General features: G+C 53.2%; 19 protein-coding genes. 16 read left to right on the top strand and 3 right to left on the bottom strand.

All coding sequences use genetic code 11. The features are described from left to right. Positions 1-24 precede the first annotated feature (24 nt). The 7 genes from NYE74_RS00795 to NYE74_RS00765 all read left to right on the top strand — a co-directional run bounded on the left by NYE74_RS00795 (position 25) and on the right by NYE74_RS00765 (position 7,043). Positions 25-528, top strand: a complete 504-nt coding sequence (locus NYE74_RS00795; RefSeq protein ID WP_213509971.1) for a hypothetical protein — start codon at positions 25-27, stop codon at positions 526-528. Beyond that, positions 525-1,028, top strand: coding sequence for a hypothetical protein (locus NYE74_RS00790; protein ID WP_213509970.1), 504 nt, complete (start codon positions 525-527; stop codon positions 1,026-1,028). Before NYE74_RS00795 ends, NYE74_RS00790 begins: the two co-directional genes overlap by 4 nt. A 19-nt stretch (positions 1,029-1,047) precedes the next feature. Then, a complete protein-coding gene (locus NYE74_RS00785) occupies positions 1,048-1,278 on the top strand; it encodes an EsaB/YukD family protein (protein WP_213509969.1) in 231 nt (76 codons plus the stop codon). A gap of 15 nt (positions 1,279-1,293) precedes the next feature. Then, positions 1,294-2,130, top strand: a complete 837-nt coding sequence (locus NYE74_RS00780) for a DUF5050 domain-containing protein (protein ID WP_213509968.1) — start codon at positions 1,294-1,296, stop codon at positions 2,128-2,130. Next, the gene (essC, locus tag NYE74_RS00775; protein ID WP_278740199.1) at positions 2,123-6,238 is read left to right on the top strand and encodes a type VII secretion protein EssC; all 4,116 of its coding nucleotides are present in this window, start codon (positions 2,123-2,125) and stop codon (positions 6,236-6,238) included. The genes NYE74_RS00780 and essC overlap by 8 nt, the downstream gene beginning before the upstream one ends. An 8-nt stretch (positions 6,239-6,246) precedes the next feature. Then, a complete protein-coding gene (locus NYE74_RS00770) occupies positions 6,247-6,537 on the top strand; it encodes a WXG100 family type VII secretion target (RefSeq protein ID WP_036626770.1) in 291 nt (96 codons plus the stop codon). Positions 6,538-6,737: 200 nt separating this feature from the next. After that, entirely contained in the window at positions 6,738-7,043 is a 306-nt protein-coding gene (locus NYE74_RS00765; protein ID WP_316561799.1) for a WXG100 family type VII secretion target, read from the top strand. 731 nt (positions 7,044-7,774) lie between these two features. Here the strand turns inward: NYE74_RS00765 and NYE74_RS00760 are convergent. Next, positions 7,775-8,449 (bottom strand): hypothetical protein, encoded by a 675-nt coding sequence (locus NYE74_RS00760; RefSeq protein ID WP_278740196.1) that lies wholly within the window; start codon positions 8,447-8,449, stop codon positions 7,775-7,777. Positions 8,450-8,726: 277 nt separating this feature from the next. Between NYE74_RS00760 and NYE74_RS00755 the strand changes: the two genes are divergently transcribed. From NYE74_RS00755 to NYE74_RS00735, 5 genes are all read left to right on the top strand, one after another. Beyond that, a complete protein-coding gene (locus NYE74_RS00755; RefSeq protein ID WP_278740194.1) occupies positions 8,727-9,098 on the top strand; it encodes a hypothetical protein in 372 nt (123 codons plus the stop codon). 57 nt (positions 9,099-9,155) lie between these two features. Then, positions 9,156-9,419: a hypothetical protein gene (locus NYE74_RS00750; RefSeq protein ID WP_278740192.1), complete on the top strand. Its 264-nt coding sequence runs from the start codon at positions 9,156-9,158 to the stop codon at positions 9,417-9,419. Positions 9,420-9,497: 78 nt separating this feature from the next. Continuing rightward, positions 9,498-9,794, top strand: a complete 297-nt coding sequence (locus NYE74_RS00745) for a hypothetical protein (RefSeq protein WP_341004547.1) — start codon at positions 9,498-9,500, stop codon at positions 9,792-9,794. A 118-nt stretch (positions 9,795-9,912) separates the two neighbouring features. After that, positions 9,913-12,717 (top strand): ComEC/Rec2 family competence protein, encoded by a 2,805-nt coding sequence (locus tag NYE74_RS00740; RefSeq protein ID WP_341004546.1) that lies wholly within the window; start codon positions 9,913-9,915, stop codon positions 12,715-12,717. A 34-nt stretch (positions 12,718-12,751) separates the two neighbouring features. Further along, positions 12,752-13,042, top strand: coding sequence for a DUF3006 domain-containing protein (locus tag NYE74_RS00735; protein ID WP_278740084.1), 291 nt, complete (start codon positions 12,752-12,754; stop codon positions 13,040-13,042). Positions 13,043-13,109: 67 nt separating this feature from the next. On the opposite strand, the gene NYE74_RS00730 is transcribed toward NYE74_RS00735, so the two are convergent. Beyond that, entirely contained in the window at positions 13,110-15,974 is a 2,865-nt protein-coding gene (locus tag NYE74_RS00730) for a YhgE/Pip domain-containing protein (protein ID WP_316561191.1), read from the bottom strand. A 183-nt stretch (positions 15,975-16,157) separates the two neighbouring features. Continuing rightward, entirely contained in the window at positions 16,158-17,114 is a 957-nt protein-coding gene (locus NYE74_RS00725; protein ID WP_227872888.1) for a YeiH family protein, read from the bottom strand. 265 nt (positions 17,115-17,379) lie between these two features. Between NYE74_RS00725 and NYE74_RS00720 the strand changes: the two genes are divergently transcribed. From NYE74_RS00720 to NYE74_RS00705, 4 genes are all read left to right on the top strand, one after another. Further along, a complete protein-coding gene (locus tag NYE74_RS00720) occupies positions 17,380-18,264 on the top strand; it encodes a LysR family transcriptional regulator (protein ID WP_316561190.1) in 885 nt (294 codons plus the stop codon). A gap of 59 nt (positions 18,265-18,323) precedes the next feature. After that, positions 18,324-19,436: a mechanosensitive ion channel family protein gene (locus NYE74_RS00715; protein WP_036626766.1), complete on the top strand. Its 1,113-nt coding sequence runs from the start codon at positions 18,324-18,326 to the stop codon at positions 19,434-19,436. A 273-nt stretch (positions 19,437-19,709) separates the two neighbouring features. Beyond that, positions 19,710-21,497 (top strand): sensor histidine kinase, encoded by a 1,788-nt coding sequence (locus tag NYE74_RS00710; RefSeq protein ID WP_036626763.1) that lies wholly within the window; start codon positions 19,710-19,712, stop codon positions 21,495-21,497. Continuing rightward, positions 21,475-23,040: a response regulator gene (locus NYE74_RS00705; protein ID WP_036626760.1), complete on the top strand. Its 1,566-nt coding sequence runs from the start codon at positions 21,475-21,477 to the stop codon at positions 23,038-23,040. The genes NYE74_RS00710 and NYE74_RS00705 overlap by 23 nt, the downstream gene beginning before the upstream one ends. Positions 23,041-23,068 lie beyond the last annotated feature (28 nt).

Below are 23,068 nucleotides of genomic sequence, written 5' to 3'. Positions count from 1 at the left end.
ACCCGGACAGACAGGAGAACTGACATGCGAGCTTTTGCCAAGTCGATCCTCGTATCCATACTGGTTACCGTCTGCATCCTGCTGTTCACGAACCTGATCTACTTTTTTCCCTGGTACATGACGCTGGTGATCGAGACGTTTAACGTGTCCCAGGTGGCGGCGAGCGACAATTATTTGAAGCAAACGTACTATGACGATGCGCTGGAGCGGCTGCGAGAGCGTCCGATTTACAGGCTGAAAGCCGAGGATGTTGAGATTCTCGCAGTGAACGCGGACGGCGACGACGCCATCGGCTACGACGATGCGTCCTATTACGAGGACCTGACGGAATACGAAAAACCTTACCGCCAGCGGGGAAAGCCGGTCAAAGTGACGATCGAGGCGGTGTATCCGCTCAGCATCGAGCTTTGGGGCAAAAAATACGAGCGGGAAATTCCGGTTTCGTTTTCGCTGACGGCGACGGGGCTGAAGCATTACAAGGACCTGGAATATTACGAATACCTCGATCAGTGGGGCGATGAGCCATGAAAAACATAGCGATCGGCGTGCTCGTCGTGATCCTCGCTTCGGTTTTGCTCGAACCGCTGGTGGAGCTGCTCAATTTGGGCCGGGAAAACATCATCCTTGGCACGGCGCTGTCCAACTCGGCCCGGTCCGCCAGGGACCGCAGCCTGGAATACGAATTCCAGCGGAATTTGGATGCGAAGGTGAACGAGGATAAATTTGCGGAGTATTTCTCCGATGCGTTTGAAGCGGCGATGAACGTCACCCATACGAACCCGGGGGAAAGCAACACGGAACTGGAGTTTAGATCCAACGACGGCAAGTACAACGATTTTACCGTTAAGCTCGATTTCGACGAGAAGACCGACCCGGAGCGCGAGCAAGTCGTGACCAAGGTCACGCTGGAGGCCGTTTCCGATTATAAATTCAAGACCAAATACTTGAAGCTGGCGGCGGCGGCCGGGGAGGATGTCGATTACCAGCTCAAGGAGGAACGGGTCCTGGTGCTGACGATCACAAACTGACGAGGAGGAAGGGCTTCGGATGGATGAAATAATGCTGGTGACCTTTCAGGCGCCTCATCTCCGCAAGGAGCTGTGGGTTCCGCCGTTTGTCACTACGGCGGAGCTGCTGGAGATGCTGGCGGAAGCGTACGGCTTGGCGGTTTCGCCGGGGCATCGTTTGCAGGCCGAGCCGCTCGGGCGTATTCTGGACCCGGTCCGGACGCTGGAGGAGGAAGGCGTGGCGGCCGGGGCGCTGCTGACGCTGGTGTAGAAAGGGGGAGTATCGATGGGCGATCATTTTGGCGGCAGCGGGCTTGTGCTCGCGGCGGGCGGCAAGCTGCTGCTGACGGACATTTGCCATTACTCCGGCACGTTTTGGCTCGATCCCGCAAGCGGGGAAACAAGGCTGCTGGACGGTGTTTTCTGGTTTATGAACCCGGCCGATGACGGTATATACGCAAGCGACCAGCAGCGCGGCCATCGGCTCTGCCGGATCGATCCCCGGACGGGGGCCGTGGAGCCGGTGTCGCAGGCTCCCTGCGGCGGGCTGATCCGTCAGGGAGACTGGCTTTACTATATCAACGAAGAGGACCGGAAGCTGTACCGCCTCCGGATGGACGGCCGGGAAGAGAGCAGGATTGCCGATGAGGCGGTTGAGGCTTTTGCGGTGCAGGGGGACGAAATTTATTACGCGACGGGTTTGGGGATTCGGACCTGCCGCGCCGACGGCAGCGAGCGGGAGATCGTGTCCGACGCGGCCGCCGCCGGGCTGTTTCTGCTTGGGGAGAAGCTGGTTTACGCCGACAAGAAAAACCGGCGCCTGCTGACCGTGTTCGACCTGCGTACGGGGAGTGCGCGGGCGTATGACGATCTTGTTCCCGGCAGCTTGTGCACGGATGGGCGTTACCTGTACTGCAGCAACCGGATGCATGCCGATACGATCTACCGTATCGATTTGGAATTGGGGAGCAAAATCCGCATTTGCGGGGACAGCGCGGATCATCTGCACGTGATCGGCGGGGAAATGTATTTCAGCAGCCGCTTCGAATGGCACAAGATGTCTTTGTCGGGCGGACAAGCTGCCAAAGTCATAACGAATTCGCGAGGCCAATATGATGAATGAAAACCATTTGTTTAACCGCCAGCCCCGGTTCCTGCCGGAAATGCCGGGCGGGGAGCTGGAGATTCCGGGGCCGCCGCACGCCTATGAGAAGCCGGAAATTTCCTGGTTTACGCTGCTGGCGCCGCCGGCCGTCATGCTGGTGATCACGGGGCTGCTGGCGCTCACATCGCAATCGATGTTTATGATGCTGTCGATCGCCATGACGGTCATGACGCTGATCGTGTCGCTCACGAGCGCCACGGCGCAGATCCGCAAATACAAAAACAAGAAGAAGGAACGGGAGAAAAAATACCTGCAGTTCATTGCCGACTGCCGGAGCGAGCTGACGCTGGCCCGCGAGCAGCAGATCAAGGCGATGAACGAGCTGAACCCGGAGCCGGCCGCCTGCCTGGAGCGCATTCAACAGCTCGACCGCCGGCTGTGGGAACGGACGCCGTCGTATCCGGATTTTCTGTCCCTGCGCCTCGGCGTAGGCAGCGTGCCGGCGGCGCGGCGGATCCAGTACACGAAGCAGGCGATTATTCTGGAGAGCGATCCGCTCCTGATGGAGCCGCAGCGGTTGGCGCTGGAGTTTGAACGCGTGCCCGACGTGCCGGTTTCCGTCAATCTGATGAAGGCGGAAATATGCGGTATCGCCGGCGAAGAAGAGTTGGCTTTGGACTTGGTGACCAAGCTGGTGCTGCAGCTGGTGACTCATCACGGATATGACGACGTGCGGGTTGTCGTGCTCGCCTCCGAAGAGACGCTGGACCGCTGGAGCTGGCTTAAGCCTTTGCCGCACGTCTGGTCCGGCGGCTTCGATTCGCGGTACCTGCTGTGCGGGCCGGCGATCGCGCACCAGGTGCTTGGCGAGCTGTACCAAGTCCTCAAGGATCGCGAGCTGAAAACGGTAGGCGGGGCGATGCTTCCACATTACGTATTTATCGTTCAGGATCCCGGCTTGCTTGAAAACGAACCGATCCATAAGTATTTATACAACAAATGCGCTTCATTGGGCGTGTCGTCGGTGTTTATCGCCCAGGGTTCGGCGTACCTGCCGATGAACTGCCGCCAGGTCGTGCTGCTGCAGGGCAAAACCGGGGAGCTGGCGGACCGGGAAACCGGGGAGAAATCCACGTTCCTTCCCGACAAGGCCGACTTTGCCCAGCTGGACCAGGCGGCCCGGAAGCTGGCGCCGCTGCGCATCAAAAACACGGCCGCCCAGTTTTCGCTGCCCGTCTCGCTGACGCTGCTCGAGCTGCTTGGCGCGAGAGCGGCGGGGGAAGTCGACGTGGCCTCGCGCTGGATTCGCAACAAGCCGTTTAAGGGGATGAGCGTGCCGATCGGCGTCAAAGCCGGGGGAAACCCGTTTTACCTGGACATGCACGAAACCGGACACGGCCCGCACGGGCTTGTCGCCGGCACGACCGGCTCGGGGAAAAGCGAACTTTTGCAAAGCATCATCATTTCGCTGGCGCTGAACTATCATCCGCATGACGTCGTGTTCGTGCTGATCGACTATAAAGGCGGCGGGATGGCCGACGTTTTCAAAGGGATGCCCCATCTCGTCGGGACGATCACCAACCTCGGCGGGAACGAGACGACGCGGGCGCTGCTGTCGATCAAAAGCGAATTGATGCGCAGGCAGCGCGTGTTCTCGGAATATGGGGTCAACAACATCGACCGGTATCAGAAGCTGTACTACAGCCGGAGCCGCTCCGAGCAGGCGAGCATGCCGGCGATACCGCACCTGATCATGATCGCCGACGAGTTCGCCGAGCTGAAGCAGGATCAGCCCGATTTCATGAAGGAGCTGGTCAGTGCGGCCCGGGTCGGCCGAAGCCTTGGCGTGCATCTGATTTTGGCCACGCAAAAACCGGCCGGCGTTGTCGACGATCAGATCTGGAGCAACTCCAAGTTCAAGATTTGTCTCAAGGTGCAGGACGAGACGGACAGCAAAGACGTGATCAAGCGCCCGGACGCGGCGATGATCAAGGAGCCGGGCCGGGCGTATATCCAGGTCGGGCACGACGAAATTTTCGAGCTGTTCCAGTCGGCCTACTCCGGCGCGGATTATGACCCGGAGGGCGAATTGCTCAAACGGGAAAACCGGGCCAAGCGCATTTACGAAGTATCGCTGCATGGCCGGGCGGAGCAGATTTATCCGCGCGAAGAAGAGAAAATCGCCAAAAAGGAAATGCCGACCCAACTGAAGGCGATGGTCGATCATATCATCGCGGTGTCCGGCGCGAACGGGATCGAGCCGCTCAAAGGGCCGTGGCTGCCGCCGCTGCCGGATACCGTCTACCTGGACGATATTTACGGTCCTGAGGAAGGCTTCCGGACGGACCTCGGCCGCTGGGCCCCGAGCGGCGACCTGCTCAGCGTGCCGATCGGCCTGCTGGACGATCCGCGGGGCCAACGCCAGGAGGCGCTGCACATCGATTTTGCCCAGGACGGCAATCTGTTTGTGTACGGCGCTCCCGGTACGGGAAAAACGTATCTGCTGAAAACGCTGTGCCTGTCCCTGGCGCATAAATATTCGCCGGAGGACGTCCATCTCTACGTGATGGATTTCGGCGGCTCTTCGTTCCGGGCGCTGGAGCAGCTTCCGCATTGCGGCGGCGTGATGACGCTGGAGCAGGAATCGCTTATCCAGCAATTCATGCTGTTTGTGTTCCGGACCATCGAGGAGCGGAAGAAGCTGTTCGAGGACACCCGGAGCGACGGGTTCAACGATTACCGCCTAAACGCCGCGGGCATCCGCGAAAGAGGCGGCCAGGGAGGCGGCGGGGCAGGTATCGGCGGAACGAATATCGCTGGGGCGGTTGCTACAAGCAGGACAGGCTCCGGCGGATCGAATATCGCCGGAGCGGTTGCTGCCGGGACAAGTGCCACCGGCTCAAGTTCCGCCAGTTCAAGTTCCACCGGCTCCCCCGCTTCGCTGCCGGCGATCGTGCTCGTCATCGACAACTATTTCGCCTTGTCGGAAACGTATGAGTCGGTCGACGAGAAGATGGTGATGCTGGCCCGGGAAGGGGCAAAATACGGCATTTACATGGCCGTTTCCGCCACCAATGCTTCGCTTGTCCGCTACAAATTCGCCGTCAATTTCAAAATGGCGGTGACGCTGCAGCTGACGGACAAGGGGGAATACGACGGCATCGTCGGCCGCACCGAAGGGCTCGAACCGGCCAAGCTGGCCGGCCGCGCGCTGGTGCGGGGGAAGCCGCCGCTGGAGTTCCAGACCGCCGTGCCGGAGTACAAAGCGGCCGATCTGGAGCAGACGCTGGAGCGCTACGCCGCCCTTGTCCGCAGCGGGACGGTCCGCCCGGCAACGCCGATCCCGGTCATGCCGGCCCGCATCGACATGGCCGAAATCAACCGTGGCGCCGGCGGCAGCCGGATCGCCATCGGCCTTGGCGACCAGGATCTCCAGCCGGTGCTCGTCGATCTGACGGCGACGCCGGTGCTGATGATCGCCGGGGATCCGCTGAGCGGCAAAAGCACGCAGCTAGTCTCCTGGATCCGCGCGCTCGCCGCGAACCTGGGCGAGGAAGGGCTCGCCGTATACGCGCTGGATTCCGGCGCGATGGGGCTGTACTCGGTCATGAACGAACCGTATGTGACCGATCTGGCGCAGATCGAAGACATGTATTCGTTCGTGGACGGCGTCAAGGAAGAGCTTGACGCGCGCCGCTCCAAGCTGCTGGAGACGCGAAGAGCCGGGGGGGATCCTGAGACGCTGGTCCGCTCCTGGAAGCAGCTCGTGTTCGTCTTCGACAAGCTCAGCGAGCTGACGGAGGGCGACCAATATTCGCTGAAGGAGCTGCTGGAGCGGATCGTGAAGCAGGAACGCGGCCTGAAAGCCGCCGTCCTGGCCGCCGACTTGACCGGCGAGCTGGCGAACAACTGGGACGGTCTGGGCAAAGCGATCCGCGAAGAGCAGTGCGGACTGCTGCTCGGCAGCTTGAAGGAGCAAAGCCTGTTTAACGCCAGACTCCCATACGGCGCCCAGGAGAAGGAGTTCGAGCCGGGAGACGGTTATTTTATCGTGAAGAACAAATTTACCGGCCTGCGTACCGGTGTTTACGAGAGCAAGCCGGAGCTTGTGCTTGAAAGGAGGTGAGATAATAAATGGCAAATTTGACGTTTAGCCCCGAACAGGCGCGCAGCGTATCCAAGTCCATCCTGAACAAAGGGAATAATGCCCGCGATCTGATCAACCAGCTCGACCGGGAGATCAAATCGGTGGAAGGCTGGTGGCAAGGGGACTCCGCAAAAGCTTTTGTGGATGAATTCAACCAACTCAAACCAAGTCTGGATAAGCTGGTGGAATGCGTAACGAACATCAGCAACAACCTGAACAAAATCGCTGATATTAAGGAACAAAGCGAAAGAGACATTGCGAGCGCACTACGTAAATAATCGAAGCAGGCGTGAAGAGCAGCATGATAACCAAGCTGTTCTTCACGCCTTTTTACCTATGATGGATCAAAAGAGCAGCATGATAACCAAGCTGTTCTTCACGCCTTTTTACCTATGATGGATCAAAAGAGCAGCATGATAACCAAGCTGTTCTTCACGCCTTTTTACCTATGATGGATCAATTAAGGGGGGGGAGTTATATGATTTCACCGGGGGAAATCAGCAGCGCGGCCAGAAAAGTGCACACCGAGGCGATGGATCTGAAAAATGCGGAGCGCAGGTTTTCGAGCACGCTTGGCGGCATCGATACTTGGTGGAAGGGGCAGGCCGGCAAAGCTTTTGCCGAGGATTACAACCAGCAGGCCAAACGGGCGATGGAGCGCCTGTACAGCGAGATGGAAAACATGAAATCCGGCCTTGACCGTTTGGCGTCCGAGGTACGGAGCGCCGATGAGCAGAGACGGAGAAAAGAACTGCTGGAGCGGCAGCGGAAAGCGCTGAAATAGAGCCGCCGGTGGATTATGGGCTTTATAGTGTTTTTTTTCTACGACAGCACAATTAACTAACAAAATAATTCATCCCATTCTAACTCAAGTGCAGTAAGGTATGCTTTTGGATCGCGATTAAAACGTCTACGCTGTACCTGTTCGTTCAATCGAGAGCGCCATGCTAATTGGTATTTTGAGTAGGCGGCATAGCCGACGGAACGAAGACGGTATTCAATATACTCTTCGCGTAATGCATCCTGAATCAATACGATAAATTCGCCATTTCGTTGGATATAGGTGTTCCAGTTCCGAAGTCCTGTGATACGACGATGATTCGCCTTCGTCTGTCGAAAAAACTGCTCTAGATCATTGTTCGTCCGGGGGAGGTGGTACTCATTGTAACAAGTAAACAGACCGTTCCAAAAACCATTAGTATAGCGGAGAATGTTTCCCACCATAGGAATGTCATCGGGCTTCGTGTAGGTTTATTTCATCCATTCTAGCAGTGCAATCATTTCCCATCGAACTGTCTCACTGGTTTTGTCCGTGCCCGGTTTCAGTAGGTTCGTAATGTGTTCTAGCGGCTTGCGCCATCGAGCCACGCCCTCATAAACAGGAATTACCTGTTTCTTTTTACTAAAAATTCCAATTACACCTTCAAGGAGCCAGGCCCCCTTTTTTACGCAAGCATCAAGCCAACGCGGCTTGAATGGCTTGCGCGCGTTCATAGATCAACATACCGTGCAACTTCAGCGGAGGGGATCAACGTCTTCTAGCAGCAAGGCGCGAACGGCTGAAATGTATTTCCTGGCGATTTGAGCTTCGGCCATTTCCGTTGCCGCTTGTTCCTTTTCGGATTTGCTCATGGCGGAGTTTTCGGTTTCCCTGGCGGGATTCTCTATACGTTCAATTTTACGCTCAACATCTCGAATTCCACGCATGCTCTTTTTCAGTTCTGTCTTAAGCTTTCGGTCTGCATCCACTACCGGTTTGGCAATATCCTTCAAGTAATGATACTGACAATACTGGTACGGAACATCGGGGAGCAGACCTTCGAAGGCCAGGCGGATCGAATGCTGACCGTCGCTGACGATCCCTACAATAGGAAGGCCAAGTTCAATCACTGGCTGGATGATGGATTGCAATTCCACCGCTGCGCCACTCTTCATATCGGCTAAAAGGACTTGGGACCGCTCATACAGATTCTGTGCATGACGTTCGCTCGTTGGGATTCCGCGTTCGTTTAGAGCGTCCGCCAGTTCTTTCACCGTCAAATGATGCTTAAATCGCAGTTCGCCGACCAGGGCCAACACATCGTAGCCATAGGACGAGTGCTTCATGCTAAGCATTTCTGCTTCAGCTGATTTATAAGAGACGCCCGGATGTGAGCATGCGAGATTCTTGCAAGCATACGCCATGCTCAAGGCGTCAATGACACCATTCAGCGTAGAAATTTTTTTATGCCAACCCGTATGGGATCGCTGCAGTTTCTTTTCACAATGTGGACAGTGTGTCATTTCGGTTCGGAATTAAATCCGAGGGGCAGCGCCCAACCGATTTTTGGGAAGCATGAGGGCCAACTCCTTTTAAAAAGCCATCCCCTTATACTTCGACAAAAAACAGGAAAATTCTGTTAGTTAATCTTGCTGCCGTAGTTTTTTTCAAGCGCATAAGTTGAATAAGGAGAAAATAACCCGCTCTTTGGACACCGTGCTAGCTGATGTCGGCATTGAGCTGGAGCGTAGCTGCGGCTGCGTGACCATTGAGCTGGAGCATATAGCAACGCCCGAGGTGAAGGAATACATCGGCGAGGTCAGCGAAAGGCTGGCAGGACAGGCCGTGGATCTGTCCTTTGGCGTATATCGCAGCGTGGAAACGATTTTACTGGGCGTAAGATTTATATCGCATGAGGCTGCCGCTTATCCTGTCACCGCGTGGATGAAAGAGTTCAGCAGGCGGATTGGAGAATTGCTTGACTTGGAGCTTGTCCGCATTTCCGAAACGATCGAACAGGAGCTTCAGCGTTATATAGAGAAGAAATTTAATTTCCCGGAAGTCACGGTGGAATTTTAGGATATATTTGGGTGATATTGGACGAAATATACGGAAGAGGAAAGGTGGAGCAGGTTATTGAAGGCGTTATGGAAGCTGGCGGGGTTCATCATGCTGGCGATCATCATATCTATCTGTGGGAGTGAGTGGGGGTATGGACAAGAGGTGCGGCCGGAGGAAATCAAAATCAAGATGATGGCTTATTTGAAAGAGAAGTACGGGGAAGAATTCGTTCCGTTATCCTTAAACGGGAAAGATTGGGTATACAGCTATGACCGCTTGTGCGCTTGTCCGAAGTGCTGTAACCGACAACCGCTTTCGAGGTATAACCCGGCAGGATGACGGCTCTTACGAGATGCATGACGGTTATTTTAGAAAATACATCAAACCCCAATACGAAGCGGTTATGCCGGAGTTTGCGTGGAAGATTTACGGCGAGTTCAAGTTGTACACCGATTTTGGCGAGGCGTACTGCCGGACCGGTTGAACAAAAACACGAAGATTAAGGAGATTTACAATAAGGATGAGAACTTTTGCTCGGATACCGTCCTTTTTATCAAGGAAGACTCGGCCAAAGGAATTGGTCTGGATGAAAGCATGCAGAAAATTGCAGAAAAGATGGTCCAAAAGAAACTGGTCGGCAATATTGAATTTTATGTTGTGGCGGACGACAAATTCGAAGCGATTAGGAAAATAATGGTGCACAAGTATCATTGATTCAAGACTTACAGACCTATGGGGGTATATGTATTAATAGTATAATTTCGGTATATACCTTGGTTTTACATTGGTTGTTTTGATTTAAAATGCTAGTTTATAACAGGAGGAGTAAGAAATGAGGAAAATAAAGAGATTGAAGAGACCAGTTTCACTACTAACAATTATTTTTATGTTATTTAGCATCATTATGACCCCACAAAAGCAAGTCTATGCACTGGAATTCGATAGTGATTACATAGAAGCAATAAGGACTTTAGGGGGGGTTTTTGATAACGCCTCGCTTAGTTATTCAAAAATTTTAGAATTGCCTGATGGTTATTCTTTTAGAATAGCGGCAGACATAATGGATGGGAAAGAGCCTGATGATATCTTAGAAAATGCAGTAAAAGACATCGCTATAACTAAAGCCAACAGTTACATCGATTTAGCTTTAGATGTAGTGAACCACTATAGTGATGATTCCTATTTTGTAATTAAAGCATTTGATAAAAATAACAATGTAGTTGAAAGTAGCCCTATCCCTTCAAAAGTAAAACCTAAAGAAACTAAAGGTTATAAAAAAAGTTATTCTACCAAAGCTTCAGAAATCATTGATCATTTTGAAGTTGTAAGGGTATCGGATTATGCAAATTTACAAGGTGTAGTCCTTTTTTCCTCGAGTAGCTGGAAAAACAGCGATGGCACACTTTCTGTAGCCGGAACAGTTGTGAACTATGGAGATAGTCAAGCTGCGGGGATCGTAGCTACCGGATACGATGCAAACAATAAGCCAATTGAAACCAGGACCATCAGTAGACTCGTAAGTAGTGGTTACGGCGATTCATTTAGCGTTAAGTTAGATGCAGGATCCCAGATAACAAGGGTAGAGGTAAAAGCAGTTGGAAATGCTTTGGATATTAACTTGTTATCCAGTGGAGACAGGGAGGAAGCCGGGAAAGTTATTGTAACGGGTTCAATAGAGAATGGAACGGGAAAACATCAGGCTGCAGGTATTGTAGCTACCGGATACGATGCAAATAATAAGCCAATTGAAACCAAGACCGTCAGCAGACTAGTAAGTAGTAGTTACAGCGATTCATTTAGCGTTAAGTTAGATGCAGGATCCCAAATAACCAGGGTAGAGGTAAAGGCAACGGGAAGTGCCTCGGATATTGAACTGTTATCCAGTGGAGACAGGGAGGAAGCCGGGAAAGTTATTGTAACGGGTTCAATAGAGAATGGAACGGGAGAACATCAGGCTGCAGGTATTGTAGCTACCGGATACGATGCAAACAATAAGCCAATTGAAACCAAGACCATCAGCAGACTCGTAAGTAGTGGTTACAGCGATTCATTTAGCGTTAAGTTAGATGCAGGATCCCAAATAACCAGGGTAGAGGTAAAGGCAACGGGAAGTGCCTCGGATATTGAACTGTTATCCAGTGGAGACAGGGAGGAAGCCGGGAAAGTTATTGTAACGGGTTCAATAGAGAATGGAACGGGAAAACATCAGGCTGCAGGTATTGTAGCTACCGGATACGATGCAAATAATAAGCCAATTGAAACCAAGACCGTCAGCAGACTCGTAAGTAGTGGTTACAGCGATTCATTTAGCGTTAAGTTAGATGCAGGATCCCAAATAACCAGGGTAGAGGTAAAGGCAACGGGAAGTGCCTCGGATATTGAACTGTTATCCAGTGGAGACAGGGAGGAAGCCGGGAAAGTTATTGTAACGGGTTCAATAGAGAATGGAACGGCAGAACATCAGGCCGCAGGTATCGTAGCTACCGGATATGATGCAAACAATAAGCCAATTGAAACCAAGACCATCAGCAGACTCGTAAGTAGTGGTTACAGTGATTCATTTAGCGTTGAGTTAGATGCAGGGCCCCAAATATCCAGAGTAGAAGTAAAGGAGACTGGAAGAGCTACAGATGTGGAGCTTTTGTCATCGGCTTATAGAACTATTGATAATACAGTAGTTGCAACTGCAGTTGTAGAAAATGGAACAAACTCATCAAAAACTGTTACAGTGACGTTTACCGGTTATGATGTTAAAGGTAATACTGTTGAGGTTAAGGAAGATAAAAGTTCTATATCTAAAGGTTATACAGGAGAGTTTAATGCCTCATTTAGTTCAGCAGCACAAATTAAACGTATCGGTATAAAAATTTCTCCTGATAGTAGCCAGTTAAAAGTCCACTTTTTGGATGTTGGGCAAGCTGATGCTATTTTAGTGAAAAATAATACCGGTACAATTGTTGTAGATTCAGGAGGCCAAAGTACATCGAGCGAAGTTGTTGGATATTTAAATCAACAAGGTGTATCAAAAATTGATTATTTAATATTAACGCACCCTCATGAAGATCATATTGGTGGTGCCATTGATATAATTAATAATTTTGAAGTTAATAACATAATTATGCCATACGTACCATCAGTTACGACAGCCGTTTATAAAAATTTAATTTCAGAGATTGCATTAAAAAACATCAATCTAGTAACACCAATACCGGGTATGAGTTGTAGTATTGGTCAAGTGACTTGTACTATTGTTGCACCTAATGGTCAGGAGTATTCAAAGTTTAACGATTATAGCATTGTTACAAAAATAGCTTACAACAATACGTCATTTTTATTAACGGGTGATGCTGGATCAACAAGTGAAGCTGAGATGTTAAGTGAAGGATTCGATCTAACCTCAGATATATTGAAGGTTGGGCATCATGGAAGTAAAACTTCTACATCCGATGAGTTCCTTGAGGCGGTGCAGCCTCAATATGCAATCATCACATGTTCCGACAATTCAACTACTCTTCCATCACAGGAGGTAATTGATAAATTAAATAGTGATAATATACAAATATATAGAACTGATGAATCTGGAACAATTGTAGTAACATCAGATGGCCAAAGCATTAGGTTTAGTACTCAGTACTAGAGGTACAGAGAAAGTACCGAAGGAGGCGAAAAACGTGTTAATCATCGACCGATTTGAAGGCGATGACGATGAATATGCCATCGTCGAAAAAAGCGAGTCCGACAAAGTCATTGAAATGATCGAGATCAGACGGGAGCTTTTGCCGAAAGATGCGGCTGAAGGTCATGTACTTAGAGAAGTTGATGGAAAATACGAAGTCGATTACGAGGAAACGCAAAACCGAATAAAAATGCTTGGTGAAATAAGTAAAGGACTATGGAAAAAACCGGACCCGTCGATGTTTTCCTTTAATCCATCTATTTATAAAAAGAAGTCTGACTCGTAAACTAACATAAAAATAAGCGGTTAATATCCTGCACCCGCAGGTATTAACCGCTTATTTATTTGTGCAATCAAGCCGATCCCGAAGGCAACTGCGTGTCAACCATGCGTTGCGCTTTCGCGGCTTTGCGGGTTTTCAGGTAATGCGCCAACGTGAAGTACAGCAGGCTGCCGGTCAAGCTTGCGGCCAGGAATACAGCCAGGCGGTCCAGGCTGGACCACATGAAGGCGTAGTCGCCGCTGGAGATAACGGCCCGGAAAGCTCTGACCGAATACGTCATCGGCAAATACGGGTGGATTTGCTGGAAGAACTCCGGCGTCAGCTCGATCGGGAACGTCCCGGCCGATGCGGACAGCTGCAGCACCAGCATGATGACGATCATAAACCGCCCGACATTGCCGAACAGGCTGGACAGAAACTGGATGATGGCGTAAAAGGTGATGCTTGAGAACAAGGCCACCGTAAAAAATACCGGCACGCTTGTAACCTCCAGTTTGAGACCATACAGCACAAAAGCTACGAGAATGATCGTTTGCAGCAGGCTTTCCGCCAGCATGAACGCGAATTTGCCAAGGAACCAGACCGGGCCGTTCGGCGGAACGATCGTCGTCTTTTTGAGCGGGTAAAACAACGAGAACATCAACGCGCCGACAAACAGGCCAAGCGCCAGGAAGTAAGGGGCCATCCCTTCTCCGTAATATTCCACGTCATGGTTGCTGACCTGGCTGCTTTCCACGGGCTGGGCGAACATGTTGTACGTCTGGTCGGTCGGGTCCAGGGTCGCTTTTTCCGCGCCTTTGCGCAGCTCGTCTTTCAGCAGCTGTTCGCCGTCGAGCAATTGCTGCTGCCCGTCCAGCAGCTGGTCAAACGCGTCGTTCAGCGTGCCCTGGGCATCCGTGGCGATGCCTTTGACTTCGTCCAGCTTGTCATGGGACAGCTCGGAAACCTTGCCCTTGGCCTCATCGAACTTCTCGTCCGCGGCTTCGTGCAAGCGCTGCTGCAGCTCCGGCAGCAACGCTTGATACTTGTCTTCCGCGACCTGGTGCAAGCGGTTCGTTACTTCCGGCAGCAGCGCGTTAAACTTATCTTCGGCCGTCTCATGGAGCTTCTCCCGCAGCTTCGGCTGCAGCTCGTCGAATTTTTCATCCGCCTTGGCATGGAGCTCGCTTTGTACCTTCGGCTCCAACTCATCCAACTTGGTGTCCGCGGCCGAATGGATGCGGCTGACGATCTGCGGCAGCAGCTCGGCGTATTTGTCGTCGATGAGGTTGTTCATCTTTTGCTCCAGCTGCGGCAGCAGTTCATCGAATTTATCGTCGACGACGCTGTGGATTTTATTCGTGATTTGCGGCAGTTTTTCGTCAAACCGCTTGCCGATGATCTGGTTGACGCGATCGTTCAGCTTCTGCTTCAGACCGGGCAGCTGCGAATCCATCCAATCGACGATTTGCTGCTTCGCTTTCTCCAGTTCGGCCAGCCGGGCCCGGATTTGCTCCTGCTTGTCGGCCGGCAATTGATCGATCACCGGCTCCAGTTCTTTCAGCACCCGGGCAAACGTATCGTCGAGCTGTTTCGCTTTTGCCTTGGCGTCCGACACGATTTGATCGATCTGCTGATTGATTTCATCGTCCACGCTGGCGATAATATACGTCTTGACGGCGTTACTGTATTCGTCGATCGCCTTGTCGATTTCCGAATGAATCCGGCTGCGGGTTTTACCGCTGTACTCGTCGATCAGCCCATTCGCTTCGCTGTGCAGCTTGCCGCGGATTTGCTCCGAATATTCGTCCACCGCCGAATCGATCTCCTTGTGCATCCGCGCGCGGACATCGCCGCCGTATTCGGCAAAGGCCTTGTCGATTTGCTCGTGCAGCACGCTGCGCACCGATTCGGCGTTGTTTTGGACCGCGGCGTCGATTTCGTCATGCATGCGCTGCTTCACGGTACCGGCATTGTCCGCGATCGCCTTGTTCACTTCCTCGTGCAGGCGCGTATCGATCGGGTCCTTGTTTGCGGCGATTTCCTTGTCGATCTCTTCGTTGATCCGCTCGTGCAGCTTGTCGCCGTATTCGTCGATGACCGAATCGAGCCGCTGATCGGCGGAGCCCATCGCCGCGTCGATTTTGCCGTTTACTTGCTTTTTAAACTCGGAAATGCCGTCGCCGAGCTGCTTCAGGCCCGATTCCAACTTGCCCGCGCCGTCGCTGGCGTCGCGCAGTCCGTCGGACACCTGGGTCAAGGCTTCGAACATTTCCTCCGTGAACGTTTCGGTCACTTCCGCCGAAACTTCCTTCTGGATTTTTTCCACGACTTTATCGGAAATCGAAGCGGACAAAAAATTGTAGGCGCTGTTTTCCTTGTACACCAGCTCCATTTTCTGCGGTTTCGGGTCAAGGATCGTGGTCGCGGCCTGCGACGTGTCCGGCGGAATTTCAATCAGCAGGTAATAGTCGTAGTTTTTTAGGCCCTGCTCGGCTTTTTCCTTGGAAACAAACTGAAAATCCACGCTGTCGTTATGCTGCAAATTGTCGACCAAACGGTTCCCGATATCAATCGTTTTGCCCTGAAATTTAACGGGCTTATCCAAATTGACGACGGCGACCGGAAGATTGGATACTCTGCCGTACGGGTCCCAGTTGGCGATCAGGTAAACGCCGCTATACAGCAGCGGAATCAGCAGCAAACCGAGAACGGGCACGATGACCTCCCGGTTTTTGACGGTATTCAAGGTTTCCGTCTTCAGGTAGCCGCCCTGGCGGGCGAGAAATTGCCGGCTTCGCTGAAGGGCAAGGCGGGTTTTAACGCCGCAATAGCGGAGGGCGCGCCCGATTCCCCGGCCTGCGTTTGCCGCCAAGCTCGCCATCGAAGCCTGGAACCGGCGCAAACTATCGATGCTTTTTTTCCACCACGTTATGAGGCTTCGATATTTTTTCATCAGGCATACTTCCTTTATCGAAAAATGACTAAATGACTAAAATGTTCATTTTGTATTATACGCCGGACTTTCATCTTTTTCAAGAAAGTTTTCAAGAAATGCCGCCTGGCCGCCCGAAGACACGAAAAAACAAGGCATCCTGCCGGAGGAAGCCTTGTTATGCGAAAATAACGCGATCAAAACCTAAAGCGCGGCGAGCGTCAACAGACTGAGCAGCAGCGAGGCGGTCAGCATGGCGAAGAGCGGGCGAAGCGCCTTGGCGCGCAGCTGCCGCAGGTCGACGTTCAAGCCGAGACCGGCCATAGCCATCGCCAGCAAAAACGTCGTCAGCGAGGATACCCCGTTTATTACCGCTTGCGGAATGAGAATATATTTGCCGATGAGGAAGCTTCCGAGACAACTCATGGCGATAAAACCGAGGAGAAACCATGGGAATGCGATTTTGGCGTCCGTCCCCGTTTTGCCGGTCCGTTTCATCCAGACCATCAGCAGAAGGCTGAGCGGGATCAGCAGAAGAACGCGCCCCAGCTTGGCCAGCAGGGCGACCGCGAGCGCGTCCGGTCCGGCCGGTTCCGCAGCCAGCGCGACGTGGGCGAGTTCATGCAGGCTGGCGCCGCTCCATATCCCGTAATCTACCCCGCTCAGCGGGAGAAACGGGCGAATAACCGTGTAAGCGACGGCGAACAACGTGCCGACCAATGCGATGATCCCGGCGCCGATGGCGGTGTCCTCCTCTTTGGATTGAAGAATCGGGGAAACGGCGGCGATGGCCGCGGCCCCGCAAACGCCGGTCCCGATGCCAAGCAGCAGGGAGAGGGAGGGGTCCCCTTTCAGCCATTTGGCCAGCAGCATCGTCGCCAGGATCGAGAAAACGATAACCGCGGCGTCGCGGAGCAGCAAGCCCGGCCCTTGCTGCAGCACGACGCCGATGTTCAGCTTCAAGCCGAACAAAATGATCGCGAGCCGCAGCAGTTGTTGCGAGGAGAAACGAATTCCTGCGCGCAGTTTCTCCGGGTATCCCCAGAGTTGCCGGTAGAGGACGGCGAGCAGGATGGAGCAGGCCAACTGACCGGCCCGGTCCAACCCGGGCAGGCAGGCCAAACCGTAGCCAAGCAAGGCGATGATCAACGTAAAGGCGATGCCGCTTCCCCAAGCGCCCGCCCGCGTGCGAACCGCAAATGCAAAAGCGGCTTTGCCGGTTTGGGCGAATCCCCGGGGGGGGCGGCGCAATCCACGGGATTTTGCCGCCGCGCGGCGGCCGCTGTCTGTTCGAATAGTCACAAAATCACCTCCGTCTGGTTTGCGTAACCAGCATAAATCGGTTTTAATAATAAGTAAAATTACTCATTTTAATTATTATAATAAGTAAATATTTATTGTAGGTTCATAGGGAGGGAATGCGCTTATGGATTTGTCCTTAAAAGTGTTCATAACGGTGGCCGAAAAACAAAACTTTACGCGCGCCGCCGAAGCGCTGCATATGACGCAGCCGGCTGTCAGCCAGCATATCGGGGCGCTGGAGCGGCAGCTTGGGACCAAGCTGCTGGAGCGAAGCAATAAATTCGTCCGGCTGAACAAGGCGGGGGAGATCGTCTACCACCATGCGCGGGAAATTTCCGGGCTGTACGGCCGGATGCAGTATTTGATCGATGATTTGAAGCATACCGCGTACGGGAATCTGTCGATCGGTGCAAGCTATACGTATGGAGAATACGTGCTGCCGCATGTGGTGGCGGAGATGATGAAGCTGTACCCTGGAATCCGGCCGGCGATCACCATCGGAAATTCCAGGGAGATCGAAGCGAAGGTGGGCGGACATGAGCTGGATATCGGCATTATCGAAGGCGAGTTTCGCGACGCGCAATTCCGCATTGAGCCGATCGCCGATGACGCCATGGTGATCGTGATCCCGGCGGGGCACAAGGCTGCGGGGCGCGTCGGCTTGAAATTTTCCGATTTGCGGGAGGAGACGTGGATTATCCGGGAACCTGGTTCGGGCACGCGCGAGGCGACGGACAAAATGTTTGTCGAACAGGGGTTTTATCCGGAGCGGCTGATGGAGTTCGGCAGCACGCAAATCATCAAGGAATCGGTCGAGGCGGGGCTGGGCATCAGCTTCCTGTCCCGGGCCGCGGTGCGCAAGGAAATTGCCCTCGGAACGCTGCGGGAGCCGGATGTCGAAGGTTTTCCGTTTATCCGCAAATTTTCCTTGATCACGCGTACGGCGCCATTTTACACCAAAGCGATGGAAGTGTTTATGGAGCTTCTGCGTAGGTCCCCCTCCATTTAGACAAAATAAAACGGGCAATGGTATAATGGCACTTTATTTAGCCGGGAGGTGTCTAATCTATGAACTTTTGGGAGGGGTTTGCGGATAATATCGGCAAGATCAGGTGGGCGGATATCGGGATCGCCGTCTTGATCATCGCGTTTTTTGCGCTGTTCAACAAAGTGCTGGTGAAGTATATCTTTGCCTTGCTGAACCGACGATTCGGAGCATCCGACAAGGGGGAACTGTGGAAGCAGGTGCTTGAGCGGCCGTTCAGGTCGTTTTTCGTGCTAGCGGGCGTTTATTTGGGCGTCAAATATTTGCTGCCGCGCAGCTGGGAGCTGGCCATCGGCCTTGACCCGCTGTTCCGCAGCGCCGTCATTGCTCTAGCAGGCTGGGCTTTGTATATTTTATCGGCCCAATCGTCCGTGCTGCTTGAAGGAATCGGCAAAAAAATCCGGCTGGACGATTCCAGCATGCTGATTCCGTTCCTGTCCAAGGTGCTGCGGTTTGTCGTTATCGTCTTGACGATCGCGTTAATCGGTTCGGAATGGGGCTTCAGCATCAACGGCCTGGTGGCCGGCATGGGGCTGGGGAGCCTTGCCGTCGCCCTGGCGGCCAAGGATACGCTCGGCAATATTTTCGGCGGCATCGTGATCATTTTGGAAAAGCCTTTCGCCAAAGGGGATTGGATTCTAACGCCCGCCGCCGAAGGGGTGGTGGAAGACATTACTTTCCGCAGCACCAAAATCCGCACTTTCGCGGATGCTTTGATTACGGTGCCGAACGCCGCGCTGGCCGATCAGCCGATCACCAACTGGAGCAGGATGGGCAAGCGCCGGGTCAGCTTTACGCTCGGCGTGGCGCTGGATTCGGACCGCGCGCGGCTGGCTGCGGCCATTTCCCGGATCGAGCGGCTGCTGAGGGACAACGAGCAAATCGACCCCGGCACGATTCACGTCAAGTTCACCGATTTTAACGAGAGCAGTTTGGGCATTTTTATATATTATTTTACGAAGTCCACGGTTTGGGCGGAATATTTGTCGGCCCGGCAGGGAATAAATTTGGCCTTGCTGCAGGTGCTGGAAGAGGAAGGCATTAAGCTGGCGTATCCTTCGCACCGGGTGTTTCTGGAAGGGGCGCTGGCGGATGGCGGAGGGGAAGTTTCCAGGGCATACCGGCCGTACGAGTAAACAAGATCTGAAGGTTAAAGGACTCCGGAGCCGGTATTTACCTCAAATCGGCCTGGATGAACTGGTCTGGAGCGTAATAGGAAGAGGGAATGGGTATGGGGGTCCACCCCATATCCATCCCTCCAATCGCTCTTACGTAAGTCAGAGTCAGAAAGGACGCCGTCAGGCGTTCTTCTTGCGCTCCAAAGCGAATACTGAATCCGAGAGTTGACACCCGGCGGCGGAATAAGGTTTACTGACAGGAAAGAAACCGTTTACGGGGGCGAGGATGCCATGTCCTTGATCAAGCGAAGTTTATTTACCAAAATTTTATTGGGCCTGCTGACTGCCACCATTGTGCCTTTTTTGATTTCCAGCTACATGTCCTACCAGATTATCGGGCGTTCGGTGCAGGATCAACTCGTTCAGCTGAACCAAAAATCGATGGCGATCACGATGTCGAGCGTTCATAAATACATCCATGACATCATGCTGCTCACGTTGTCCTACTACGGCGACCCCGAACTGATGCGCCTGCTGACCAAAAAGGAGATGCAGACTCCGGCGGAGGCCGTGTACATCAATCAAAAAATGCAGCGACTCTACGGCAGCTATACGGAAATCCGCTCGGTGACCTACAAGAGCGCGCTGACCAACCGTCAGTTTAACGTAAAATCGGGGCTGAACGAGCGGCAGCTCATTCCCGATTTTGTCCACCGCCGGCTCCCCGCGGAAGGGCAACGCTATAACGAGGAGTACGCGGTTATTGAAGTAAACGGGGAGAAGCGGCTGCAGATCAACAAGCTGTTTGCGGACATCTCCAGCCGCGAAACGCTGGGTTTGACTTCGGTTACGGTGCGGAATATAGAATTAAAGGAACTGGTCGAACCGTTGTCGACGTCCGAGCAAGGGGATGTATACATTCTTTTGCAAAACGATTTGCAGCTGTTGTATTCGACTGCTTCCGCGGCCGGCGATAGCGAATGGATTCAGGAATTGCGCGGAAAAATCGCCGCTGTGGACGGGGATGCCAGAGGCTTGATCCATGACCCCAAGGGAAAGGGAATATACATTTACTACACGGACGTTTCCTACGGGTTGCCCATTACGCTGGTGAAATTCATCCCGAGCTCCGTCATAGAGCAGGCGGGCAGGCAGGCGCTGAACCGATCGCTGGCCCTGCAGGTGGCCGTGACCGGTTTTGTCGCCATCATGGCGGGAGTCATCTCGTATGTGATTTTGCTGCGGATCAAACGCATCCTGGGCCAGATCAAAAAAATCCAGATGGGCAATTTCAACATTCAAGGCGGTTCGCAAGCGACCGACGAGCTTGGCCTTCTGGAGGACCGTCTTCAGGACATGGCCGCGGAACTGGACGCGCTTTGGAACCAGCAGTACCGCTACAAGCTGGAGGTCGCGGACGCCCGGCTGAAAATGCTTCAGGCGCAGATCAACCCGCATTTCCTGTACAATACGCTGCAATCGATCGGCACGCTGGCGATCAAGAAAAACGCGCACGAGGTGAGCGACAAGCTGGCCGAGCTGGGAGCGATGTTCCGCTACAATATGGATATCGATCATGAAGAGGTTCTTTTGCAAGACGAGCTGGAGCACTTGAACCATTACATTTCGCTGCAGGTAGGAAGGTTTAAGCATAAACTGGATTACTCGCAAAGCTGCCCGGACGAGGCGTTGTTCCTGCGGGTGCCGAAAATGGTGCTGCAGCCCCTGGTCGAAAACAGCATCGTGCACGGCATTGAAAAAGGGAACGGTACAGGGACCATCCGTGTGGAAATCGAGCTGAACGACCGGTTGATCATCCGCGTGATCGATAACGGGCGCGGCTTCGCCCCGGACATGATCGGCGACATCCGCCGTGCGTATACGGATTCTTCCGCCAAGCTCGAATCGCGGGTCGGCATCGGTTTGGTTAATGTATTAAAGCGGCTGCAGTTGTACTATGGACCAGGATTTGCCTGGGACATCGAAAGCGAGCCTTATGCGCAGACGACCGTTACTTTGTCCATTCCCTATCAACCGGAGAAGGAGCGTGAGCCGCATGAAAGTACTGATCGTGGATGATGAGGAGCATGTCAGGGAAGGCGTTGAATTGGCCATCGACTGGCCGAGCTATCAAATGACCGCAATTTTGCAGGCCGAGGACGGCGTGGAGGCGCTTGAAATCGTGCGCCGCGAGGCGCCGGAACTGATCGTGTGCGATATGAGCATGCCGCGTATGGATGGACCGACCTTTCTGGAAAAATTGCGGGCGGAAGGATGGGACTCCAAGGTGATCGTTCTGAGCGGGTACCAGGAATTTCGTTATGCCAAAGCGACCCTGCTGGCGCAGGGAGTCGATTATTTGCTGAAGCCATTCAAGATCGACGACTTGAACAAGGCCGTTTCCAAGGCGGTCGGGGAGATTCTGGAAAGCCGGGAAAACCGGAGCGAGGAGCTGCGCAGGAACCTTCAGGTTCATGAAGCCAACACCCTGCTCCAGGAGCAGAGGATGGCCACGTATTTGCAAGCGGAATCCGTCAATCATGCGGGCGTCCGCCAAGTGCTGCAGGAGGCGGGCTTTCCCGTTAAGGACTTTTATCTGCTGCTCTTTTTGCCGAGGAACCTGACGGAGATCGTCGACCGCAGCTTTATGGGGGACGAAGCGTTGTTTATGTTCTCCGTACGCAACATCATCAAGGACGTTCTGCGGCCATTGGGCCGGTATTATTTTTTTCGGATCGATTCGTTTTTCTGCATTCTGACCGAGGGGGAAGCTCCCGCCGCGGATGTGGAACATTACAGAGCCAAGCTGGAGAAGTCGTGGCTGTCCGCGATCAAGCTGGACGTCTTCTCCGGGTTTGTGCGGAAAAAGTACGACAGCGCTGAAATTTTGTCCGCCATCAAAGAGGCCAGAACGGAAATTCTTCAGGCCAATGTTTTGGATGGCAGAGGGGGTGCGGGCAAGCCAGGCCATGCCGTTACGTTTATCGACCGGGAAATTCTTCTGCTGGAGGCTTTAAGAAAACGCGACAAGGAGCACATGGCCGAATTGATCGGTTCTTTTGTGCGGGAGCTCCGGCAGCTCGGGTATTTGTCGTTAAAGGACCTGCAGCATTACACGATGGAAATGAATTTGCTGATCGCCCGCATTTCCCGCCAGCTCCATCAGGAGCATCAGACGGAAACGCTGTCGCTTTGGATCGGCGATTTGGAGGAATGGGGGCAGGAACTGACGCATATTTTCTGGCTGATGATCGAGTCGGAAGGGGAAGGGTTGGCTTCGCTCCAAAGCATCCATGCGATTCAGCACTACATCTCGTCCAATATCGGGGCCGACATCAGCCTGTCTTCGTTGGCGGAACGTTTTCATTTCAGTCCCCAATATATCGCCAAGAAATTTAAGGAAACTTATGGAACCACGGTGATGAACTATTTGACCGGGCTAAGAATGGAAAAAGCCAAGTCCCTGCTCAGCCATTCGGACCAAACCGTGCTTGAGGTGTCCCGGATGCTGGGGTACGAGGACGATAATTATTTCGGCAAAGTGTTCCGAAAGTTTACCGGCGAGTCGCCGACGCAGTACCGCAAGCATCATAAGGCCCCCCGGCCGCGGATGGACGGCTAAAGTGCATAACCTGCCGCCGCGAATGGAA

Origin of the sequence: Paenibacillus sp. FSL P4-0127 (assembly GCF_038007325.1) — a bacterium.
Taxonomy (GTDB): domain Bacteria; phylum Bacillota; class Bacilli; order Paenibacillales; family Paenibacillaceae; genus Fontibacillus; species Fontibacillus macerans.
The sequence above is the reverse complement of the archived record's forward strand: the minus strand, read 5'-3'. Positions and strand labels throughout refer to the sequence as shown.